At 74.7% G+C, this 8,003-nt stretch carries 7 protein-coding genes; 5 read left to right on the top strand and 2 right to left on the bottom strand.

What is annotated here, in order from left to right; genetic code table 11:
* Positions 1-1,057: FecCD family ABC transporter permease (locus DKL51_RS30975; protein ID WP_438819684.1), on the top strand; the 1,057-nt coding region annotated here is incomplete at its 5' end.
* A complete protein-coding gene (locus DKL51_RS30970; RefSeq protein ID WP_109948046.1) occupies positions 1,054-1,833 on the top strand; it encodes an ABC transporter ATP-binding protein in 780 nt (259 codons plus the stop codon). The genes DKL51_RS30975 and DKL51_RS30970, both read left to right, overlap by 4 nt.
* On the opposite strand, the gene DKL51_RS30965 is transcribed toward DKL51_RS30970, so the two are convergent.
* Positions 1,784-2,605: a VOC family protein gene (locus DKL51_RS30965; protein WP_109948047.1), complete on the bottom strand. Its 822-nt coding sequence runs from the start codon at positions 2,603-2,605 to the stop codon at positions 1,784-1,786. The genes DKL51_RS30970 and DKL51_RS30965 overlap by 50 nt on opposite strands.
* Positions 2,606-2,805: 200 nt before the next feature.
* On the opposite strand from DKL51_RS30965, the gene DKL51_RS30960 reads away from it, so the two are divergent.
* The gene (locus DKL51_RS30960) at positions 2,806-3,855 is read left to right on the top strand and encodes a WD40/YVTN/BNR-like repeat-containing protein (RefSeq protein WP_109948045.1); all 1,050 of its coding nucleotides are present in this window, start codon (positions 2,806-2,808) and stop codon (positions 3,853-3,855) included.
* Between the two features lie 7 nt (positions 3,856-3,862).
* Here DKL51_RS30960 and DKL51_RS30955 read toward each other — a convergent pair whose 3' ends face one another.
* Positions 3,863-5,947, bottom strand: coding sequence for a HelD family protein (locus DKL51_RS30955; RefSeq protein ID WP_109948044.1), 2,085 nt, complete (start codon positions 5,945-5,947; stop codon positions 3,863-3,865).
* A 213-nt stretch (positions 5,948-6,160) separates the two neighbouring features.
* Between DKL51_RS30955 and DKL51_RS30950 the strand changes: the two genes are divergently transcribed.
* Both DKL51_RS30950 and DKL51_RS30945 read left to right on the top strand, forming a co-directional pair.
* Entirely contained in the window at positions 6,161-6,742 is a 582-nt protein-coding gene (locus DKL51_RS30950) for an ArsR/SmtB family transcription factor (RefSeq protein ID WP_109948043.1), read from the top strand.
* 45 nt (positions 6,743-6,787) lie between these two features.
* Positions 6,788-8,003, top strand: a 1,216-nt coding sequence (locus tag DKL51_RS30945) for an MFS transporter (RefSeq protein WP_124813048.1), incomplete at its 3' end; no start/stop codon positions are given.

The raw sequence follows: 8,003 nt of genomic DNA, 5'->3' as shown, positions 1-8,003 counted from the left end.
GGGTGCGACGGTCCGGCCGGCGGGCCTGCGCAAACGCTGGCTGGCCGCCGGCGTCGCGGCGGTACTCGTCGCCCTCGTCGCCGGGGTTTCGCTCGGGCCGGTCAGCCTGCCGCCCGGCAGCGTCGCCGCCGAACTGCTCAACCTGCTGCCCGGCGTGCACCTGGACAGCGGCCTCACCGAGCGCGAGATCGCCATCGTCACCGAGCTGCGGCTGCCCCGGGTGGTGCTCGGCCTGCTCGTCGGCGGGCTGCTCGCCCTGGCCGGCGGCTGCTACCAGGGCGTCTTCCGCAACCCGCTGGCCGACCCGTACCTGCTGGGCGTGGCGGCCGGTGCCGGGCTCGCGGTGACCGCGGTGATCGCGCTCGGCGCCGGGGCGGGCGGGGCGCTGACCGGGATGCCGGTCACCATCCCGCTGGCCGCGTTCGTCGGCTCGCTCGGGGCGGTCGGCATGACGTACCTGCTCGGCGCGGCCGGTGGCCGGGACCGCTCCCCGGCGACGCTGATCCTGGCCGGGGTGGCGGTGTCGGCGTTCCTCGCCGCCGGGCAGACGTACCTGCTCCAACGCCACTCCGACAGCATCCAGCAGGTCTACTCCTGGCTGCTCGGCCGGCTCGCCACCGCCGGCTGGCAGGACGTCCGGCTGGTCCTGCCGTACTTCGTGGTCACCGCCGTGGTGGTGCTGCTGCACCGGCGGGAACTCGACGTCCTCTCCGTCGGCGACGACGAGGCGACCAGCCTCGGCCTGCACCCGCAGCGCTCCCGTTACCTGCTGGTCGCCGCCGCCTCGCTGGGCACCGCCGCCGCCGTCTCCGCGTCCGGCCTGATCGGCTTCGTGGGGATCATCGTGCCGCATACCGTACGGCTGCTGGCCGGCTCCAGCTACCGGGTGATCCTGCCGCTCTCCCTGCTCTTCGGCGGCGCGTTCCTGGCGCTGACCGACGTGGTCGCCCGCACCGCCGCCGCCCCGGCGGAGATCCCGATCGGGGTGGTCACCGCGCTGCTCGGCGGCCCGTTCTTCGTCCTGGTCCTGCGCACCGCCCGCCGGGTGTTCACGTGAGCGCCCCGGCGGTCGAGGTCCGGGACCTGCGGGTCCGCCTGGGCGGGTCGGTGATCCTGTCGGGGGTCGACCTGAGCGTCGCCGCCGGTGAGTGGGTGACCGTGATCGGCCCGAACGGCGCCGGCAAGTCGACCCTGCTGCGCGCCGTCGGCGGCCTGCTCCCCGCGCCGGGTGCGGTCTCCCTCTTCGGTACGCCGATCCAGGCGCTGCGCCGTCGGGACCGGGCCCGGGTGGTGGCCACCGTCGCCCAGTCCCCGGTGGTACCGGCCGGCATGTCGGTGTTCGACTACGTGCTGCTCGGCCGCACCCCGTACATCCCCGCGCTGGGCCGGGAGTCGGCCGCCGACCTGGCCGCCGTGCACGGCGTGCTGGAGCGGCTGGACCTCACCGCCTTCGGGCACCGGGAACTGGCCACCCTCTCCGGCGGGGAGCGGCAGCGGGTCTTCCTGGCCCGGGCGCTGGCCCAGGGCGCCACCCTGCTGCTGCTGGACGAGCCGACCAGCGCGCTGGACATCGGTCACCAGCAGGAGGTGCTGGAGCTGGTCGACCAGCTCCGCCGGGAGCACGGCCTGACCGTCCTGGCCACCATGCACGACCTCTCCATCGCCGGCGAGTACGCCGACCGGCTGGTCCTGCTCGCCGACGGGCGGGTCGCCGCGGCTGGCCCACCCCCCGCGGTGCTCACCGAGGAGCTGCTGGCGAGGCACTACCGGGCGCACGTCCGGGTCATTCCCGGTGACCGCGGCCCCCTGGTCGTCCCCGTCCGTCCCCGCTGACCGCCGTCCCGGTCGAGGAGAGCGCCTGGATGGAGAAGAGGGCGCCCTGCGGGTCCCGGAGGGCCGCCAGCCGGCCCTGTGGGGTGTCGCGCGGCGGGACGAGGACCGTGCCGCCCAACCTGGCGGCGAGCGCCGAGGTGGCGTCGGCGTCCGCCACCCCGAACCACACCGACCAGTACGCCGGCAGGTCGGCCGGCAGTTCCTCCAGCGGCGGCGTCATGCCCGCCACGATCCGGGCGCCGCACCGCCAACCGGTGTACGGGACGGGGTCCGCCAGCTGCTCCTCAGCGTGCCAGCCGAAGACCAGCGCGTAGAAGTCCTTCGCCGCCTCGGGATCGGGGGTGACCAGCTCGTTCCAGCTCAACGCGCCGGGGACGTTGAACAGCTCCGCCCCGCGCATCGCCATCGGCTGCCAGACGCTGAACACCGCGCCGGCCGGGTCGGAGAGCACCGCCATCCGTCCCTGGTCGAAGACGTCGAACGGGGCCACCACCACCTGCCCCCCGGCCGCCTCCACCCGGGTGGCCACGAGGTCGGCGTCGTCGGTCGCCACGTACGTCGACCAGATCGGCACCTGGTCCGGCGTGGCCGGCGGACCGGCTCCGGCGACCGGGCGGCCGTCCTTGAGGAAGACGGTGTAGCCGCCCGCCTCGGGCTGCGGGGAGACTTGACCGGTCCAGCCGAACAGCCGCGGGTAGAACCGCTTCGCCTGCTCCAGTCCGGGAGTGGCCAGGTCGGTCCAGCAGGGCGTGCCCGGCTCGACGGTGCTCACGTTGACCCCTCTCGGCAGGTGGCGGCCCGGCGGCACGCCCTGTCGGCATCGTGGCACCGCCCCGGGACCCGGCGGGCGAAAACCGGGGACCCGGCGGGCCGGAATCGGACAAAAGGGCGGCGTCTCTCGATCCGCCGCCGGGACAACCCGCAGCCCGTCGGTGGTATCGGCCCTCACCGATCTCCGGTAGGTTCCGGCGCATGCGGATGCGTGCGCTCACCTCTCTTGTCCTGGCCGCCGCCGTCCTCGCCACCGGGTCGGGTGCCGCCTGGCACCCGGACCCCACCTGGCAGCTCACCGAGACCGGGGTGACCGCCCGGCTGCGCGGACTGTCCCCGATCGACGGTCGGGTCGCGTGGGCCAGCGGCAGCGGTTCCACCGTGCTGCGGACCGTCGACGGTGGAGGGACGTGGGAGCAGGTCGGTCCGAGCACCGACGTACCGCTGCAGTTCCGGGACATCGAGGCGTTCGACGACCACCGCGCGGTGATCCTGTCGATCGGGCCGGGCGGTGAGTCGCGCGTCTACCGCACCGACGACGGCGGCCGGAGCTGGGCCGAGACCTTCCGCAACGACGACGACACAGCCTTCTACGACTGCCTGGCCTTCTTCGACGACCGGCACGGGCTGGCCCTCTCCGATCCGGTGGACGGACGGTTCCGGCTGATCTCCACCGCCGACGGCGGGCGCTCCTGGTCGGTGCTGCCCAGCGACGGCATGCCGGCCGCGCTGCCGGGCGAGTTCGCGTTCGCCGCGAGCGGCACCTGCCTGGTCACCGCCGACCACGGCCCGGACCGCGCCTGGTTCGCCACCGGCGGCGGCGCGACCGCCCGGGTGTTCGGCACCGAGGACCGGGGGCTGACCTGGCAGGTCACCGACACCCCGGTGCCGAGCGGGCCGTCCGCCAGCATCTACTCACTGGCGTTCCGCGATCCGCAGCACGGCATCGCGCTGGGCGGCGACTACAACACCCCCACCAGCGCCCCGGACGGCGCCGCCCGGACCGGCGACGGTGGGCGTACCTGGACGGTCGCCGACGAGCAGCCCGGCGAGTACCGCTCCGGCTCGGCGTGGGCGCACGGCATGACCGCCATCGCGGTCGGTCCGACCGGCAGCGACCTCAGCCGCGACGGCGGCCGGACCTGGCAGCGGTTCGACACCGGCAGCTTCGACTCGGTGGAGTGCACCCCGACGGGCGCCTGCTGGGCCTCTGGCGAGCAGGGGCGGGTGGCCCGGCTGAGCTGGCGTTGAGCCGGGGTCAGCCGAGCGGGGCCGGCAGCGGCGCGGTGTGCAGCACGGCGAGCCGGGAGACCGCCCGGGTCAGCACCACGTAGAGGCGGTGCAGGCCGCGCGGCTCGGCGGCGACGATCGCGGCCGGTTCGACGACCACGACGTGGTCGTACTCCAGGCCCTTGACCAGCGTCGCGGGTACCACGGTGACCCGCGCCGCGCTGTCGACGTCGTCGGCGGTCCCGGTCTCGATCCCGGCCGCGGCCAGCGCCGCCCGGAGGCCGTCCACCGCGTCGTCGGCGGCGATCACGCCCACCGAGCCGTCGTGGGCGAGCGCCGCCCGCACCTCGGCCACCGTCGCCGCGGCCAGGTCGTCCGCCGTACGCACGTCCAGCGCGCCGTCGCGGCGCAGCGACCGGGCCGGGGGTACGTCGACCGCGAGCGCCGGCAGCAGCCGGTTCGCGAACGCGACCACCGCCGCCGGTACCCGGAAGCCGACGCTCAGCGGCACCACGGCGGCGTCCGGCTTGCCCAGGTGGGCCAGGGATTCCCGCCAGTCGGTGGCGGCCCACGGGGCGGTGCCCTGGGCCAGGTCGCCGAGGAGGGTGATCGAGCCGTGCTCGCTGCGCCGGGCGATGGCCCGGCACTGCATCGGGGAGAGGTCCTGGGCCTCGTCGACCACCACGTGCCCGAAGCCGGCCGGTCGCTCGATCAGCCCGGCCGCCTCGTCGATCAGCACCGCGTCGGCGGCGGTCCACTTCATCGCCTTGGGGGTCCGTCCGGGCTTTGCCGGCCGCAGCAGCTCCTGCTCCTCGGCGGTGAGCAGCCCGTCGGCCGCCGCGGCGAGCGTGTCGGGGTCGGTGAGCAGCCGGTGCACCAGCCCTTCCGGGGTGAGCGCCGGCCACACCGCGTCGAGGAACGCGGTCACCGGCTTGGCCTTGCCCATCCGGCGCAGCCAGCCGTCGCTCGGCGACTCGGCCCGGCGCGCCTCCGACTGGCGTTGCAGCAGCCCCACCACCCGGGCCCGGACCCGTTCCCGGCCGGTCGCGTACGGCAGCCCCTCCCGGCGGGTCTCGTCGACCACCCGGTGCAGCGGGTCGAGGCCGATCCGCCAACGGAACGAGCCGTCCGACACCATGATCGGCTCGGTCGGCGTGCCGATGTGCGCCTCGGCTGCCCGGCGCAGCACCTCGGCCATCCGTACGTCGTGCTTGAGGGTCGCCACGGCCGGGTCGTCGACCGCCCGTACCGGCACCCGGACGACCAGGTCCTCCACGGTCGCCTGCTCGACCTCGACCTCGCCGAGTGCCGGCAGCACCGCCGCGATGTACGACAGGAACGCGCGGTTCGGCCCGACGATCAGCACCCCCGAGCGGCGTAGCCGTTCCCGGTGCAGGTAGAGCAGGTATGCGGCGCGGTGCAGGCCGACCGCCGTCTTACCGGTGCCCGGTGCCCCCTGTACGCAGATCGAGTCGGTCAGGTCGGCCCGGACCAGCTCGTCCTGCTCCGGCTGGATGGTGGCGACGATGTCCCGCATCGGTCCGACGCGGGGGCGCTCGATCTCGGCGGTGAGGATCCGGCTGGCGGTGCCGAGTTCCTCGCCCCGGTCCAGGTGCTCGTCCTCGAAGCTGGTCAGGACGCCGCTGCTGAAGCCGAACCGCCGGCGCACGGCCACGCCCTGCGGATCGCGCGCGCTGGCCCGGTAGAACGAGCGGGAGATCGGGGCCCGCCAGTCCAGCACCAGCGGCTCGCCCGCCTCGTCGGTGACGTGTCGCCGCCCGACGTGGTACTCCCGCCCGGCGTGGTCGGCGTCCGCGTCGCCGAAGTCGAGCCGGCCGAAGAAGAGCGGCGTGGTGGGGTCGTCCGCGAGCTCCTTGACCCGACGGGCCATGTGACGGCCGAGTTGTTCGGCGGTGTACGCGTCCCCGGCGACCTTGTCACCGGTGGCGAAGAGGGCCTCGGCGCGTTCCCGCATCCGGCGCAGGGCGGCGCGGGAGGTGTCCAGGTGGGCGCGTTCGGCGGCGAGTTGGGCGTCGAGGTCGCCCTCGGGCGAAGCGTCGGGTTGTACGGGGTCGGGCAGGCTGGCGCGATCGGGTTCGGCGGCAAGGGTCATCCGAGGCGACCTTCCGGTGCGTTCGTGTGATCGGTTGACCTGGGCCGCCCGGCGTCTCCGTCAGACGCGGTGCCGGCTGTGCCCGGTGACAGAAAAGAGGCGCGGCGGTACGCGCGGCGCTCCACGTTACGCCTCCTCGCCCTGGCGGGCCACGCAATTTTCGGCTCGTGACGCCGGGAGCGCGGCGGCGGCCGGTCGCGGGATCATGGGTGCATGACCGAGGCGCCCGAGCAGCGGCGGTTGACGATCAGCGACCCGCAGGTGATGCGGGCCCTGGCGCATCCGGCCCGCATCGCGATCATGGAGTTCCTGAGCACCCGGGAGGGTGGCGCGACCGCCACCGAGTGCGCCGAGATCGCCGGGCTGTCGCCGAGCGCGACCAGCTATCACCTGCGTGCGCTGGCGAAGTTCGGCCTGGTTGAGCAGGCGCCGAGCCGGGGCGACGCCCGGGAGCGGGTCTGGCGCAGCTTCGGGCCGAGCTGGATGGTCGACGCCGGCCAGGCCGCCGGGCCGGAGGCGCGAGCGGCCGAGCGGGCCCTGGTGGAGGCGCACTCGGCACGGGACATGGAGCGGGTTCGGGACTGGTTGCGGCGCGCCGGGGACGAGCCCGCCGAGTGGTACGAGGCCGCGCTGTTCAGCGACACCCTGCTGCTGCTCACGGCCGAGGAGCTGGCCGAGCTGAACGCGAAGGTGATGGCGCTGTTCGTGCCGTACCGGCAGCGGAACCGGGTGGCCCACGCGCCGGAGCGTGCCCGGTCGGTCGCGGTGCAGTACAGGGCGCTGCCGCTGGCCTAGCGCGAGGGGGTTGAACGATCAGTTGTGAAGCATTATTTTCGAAGTATGTCTTTCACAACTGGCCCGTCGCGCTGGCCGGACGTCTGGCTGGCCGCCACCGCCCGTGGCACCACCATCTGCGGCGAGTTCCTCGCCGCCACCGCCCTGGCACTGGCCCTCCAGGCGTCCGGTGCCGGCGGGCTGGCCGTCTCCGGCCTGCTGCTCGCGGCCACCCTCCCCCTGGTGGTGCTCGCGCCGCTCACCGGCCGTCTCGCCGACCGGATGGACAGCCGCACGCTGCTGGTCACCGTCGGCGCGGCACAGTCCGGACTGTGCCTGCTGCTCGCGTACGTCGCTCATCCGCTCGCGATCGTGGCCCTCGTCGGGCTGCTCGCCTGCGGCCTCGCCGTGACCCAGCCCTGCCTGGCGGCGCTGCTCCCGGCGATGGTGCGACGGGACGACCTGCCCCGGGCCAGCGCCGTGCACCAGACCGCCGTCTCGGTCGGGGCGCTCGGCGGACCGGTGCTCGCAGGGCTCCTCGTCGGACAGTTCGGCACGCGGGTCCCGCTGCTGCTCAACGCCGCGAGCTACCTCGCCCTGGTCGCCGCCGGGCTGCTGCTGCGCACCCGCCGAGGCGGCCGGCGTACCGTCGCCGCTTCCGACACGCAGGCCGCACCCGTACCGGTCTGGCGCCTGCGGCGGGATCCGCTGATGCTCGCCATGGTGGTCACCACCGCGGCGGTGATCACCGCGATCGGCGGGATCAACGTCATCGAGGTCTTCTTCATCCGGGAGACCCTGGACGCGTCAGCCGCCGTGTACGGCCTGGTGGGTGCGGCCTGGATGGCCGGGATGCTGCCGGGAAGCTGGCTCGCCGCCCGACTGGCCGGCCGGCTCAGCGAGGACGGCGGTCTCGTGTACGGGGTGCTTGCCACGCTCGGCGGCTGCGCACTCATGGTGGTCCTCGCCGCGTTCGTCCCGTCCGCCGGGTTTCTCGTGCCGCTCTGGCTGGTCGGCGGGGCGGCGAACGGCGGCGACAACGTCTTCGCCAACGTGCTGACCGCCCGGCGGGTGCCGGAGGCGGTGCGCGCCCGGGCGTACGCGGTCAACGGGGCGGCGGTGCAGGGCGGCTCGATGGTGGGGTACCTGATCGGCGGCGCCCTGCTGGCGGTGCTGCCGCCCCGACCGCTGATCGCCGGCCTCGGAATGGCGGGCCTGCTGATGGTGGCGATCTTCGTGCCGGTCGTCGCCCGGTCGGTCGGGCGGGCCCGGCAGGTCGGGG

This window comes from Micromonospora globispora (assembly GCF_003857015.1).
GTDB lineage: Bacteria > Actinomycetota > Actinomycetes > Mycobacteriales > Micromonosporaceae > Micromonospora > Micromonospora globispora.
Note: the sequence above shows the minus strand (reverse complement) of the source record. Positions and strands in the feature narration are given on the sequence as shown.